We start from the raw sequence: 1145 nt of genomic DNA, 5'->3' as shown, positions 1-1145 counted from the left end.
GGTCGGCATCGTGCCATTTTGCATTGGGAAGTCCGGCGACAAGCCGGGCGTGCGCCTTGGGGGAGAAATAATAGGCTTCGAGTTCGATGCCGATATGGCGACTCCCCCAGCTCTTGGCGACAATCCAGTTCGCAATCCAGTCCATGGGATGGCGATCGCCTCGCTGGACATGGTCTTCCGGAAAGCCGACCACGTTTTCCGGTTTCATCCAGGCTGTCAGAAGACCGCCGGCCGCATCCATGGCGCGCCCGATCCAGACCGGCTCGACCTCCTCGATTGGAACCAGCACCATTTGCGGCGTGTAGAACGACCAGCCGTCATAACCGGTGATGTAATGCTGGTTGGCAACGTCGTTGACGACAAGAAGCTCGAGACCGCGCTTGGCCATCTCGGTGCGGATCTTGCGAAGCCGCTGTCGGTACTCGTCGCGGGCAAACGGCAATTCGATCATCTTTGCTCCTGCTTTGTCATCAACGGTCGCGGGTTCGCTCACCATTGAAGAGGTTTCGCCATGGCGGCAATCGGCCAGGGCGGCGTGTGGGCAGGTCCTGAATCGGGTACGTCCATACCCGGCCTTCCCAAGATTTGTGTTTCATTATCATTTATTTTTGAATTCCATTTGACTGAATAAATAAGCGGTGCCAAGCTATCCTCTCCTAAGGGGCGCAAGGCATGGCACTGCGGGGGACCAATCAGGAGTTCGGGCGGCCATACAACCGGCGCATCGTGCTTGAGTCCATCCGCCTGCACGGGCCGATCGCGCGCGGCGAGATCGCCCGGCGCGTCGGCCTCACCGTCCAGACGGTATCGACCATCGTTCGCGAACTGGAAGATCAGGACTACATCCTGTCGCTGCGCGAAGAGCCGAGGGGGCGCGGCCTGCCGCCGGCGACGCTCCGGATCAACCCCGAGGGCGGCTATGCCGTGGGTATCCACATCACTCCGCTTGGTATCAGCGCCGCCTTGATCAATCTGAGCGGCGACGTGATCGAGAGCATCTACCGCGAAGCGCCGAACGCGACGCCGGACCGCGCCTTCGAGTTGATCGGGGCGATGGTGGTGGAATTGACCCGGCTGCGGGCTGGCGGACGGGTGCTGGGGGTCGGCATGGCCCTGCCCGGCCCATTCGACGTGGAGTCCATGAG

The 1145-nt window shown here is 61.5% G+C and carries 3 protein-coding genes; 1 reads left to right on the top strand and 2 read right to left on the bottom strand.

The genetic code is table 11. The features are described from left to right. Positions 1 to 451 (bottom strand): aminopeptidase P family N-terminal domain-containing protein (locus EN969_RS32145; protein ID WP_206525294.1); only part of this gene is annotated, 451 nt, incomplete at its 3' end. 38 nt (positions 452 to 489) lie between these two features. Continuing rightward, complete coding sequence (locus EN969_RS35665; protein WP_164752000.1) at positions 490 to 645, bottom strand: hypothetical protein; 156 nt, start codon at positions 643 to 645, stop codon at positions 490 to 492. A 27-nt stretch (positions 646 to 672) separates the two neighbouring features. Between EN969_RS35665 and EN969_RS32135 the strand changes: the two genes are divergently transcribed. Further along, a partial coding sequence (locus EN969_RS32135) for a winged helix-turn-helix transcriptional regulator (RefSeq protein ID WP_164758716.1) occupies positions 673 to 1145 on the top strand: 473 nt, incomplete at its 3' end.

This window comes from Mesorhizobium sp. M7A.F.Ca.CA.003.01.2.1 (assembly GCF_003998945.1).
Classification (GTDB): domain Bacteria; phylum Pseudomonadota; class Alphaproteobacteria; order Rhizobiales; family Rhizobiaceae; genus Mesorhizobium; species Mesorhizobium ciceri.
The sequence above is the reverse complement of the archived record's forward strand: the minus strand, read 5'-3'. Positions and strand labels throughout refer to the sequence as shown.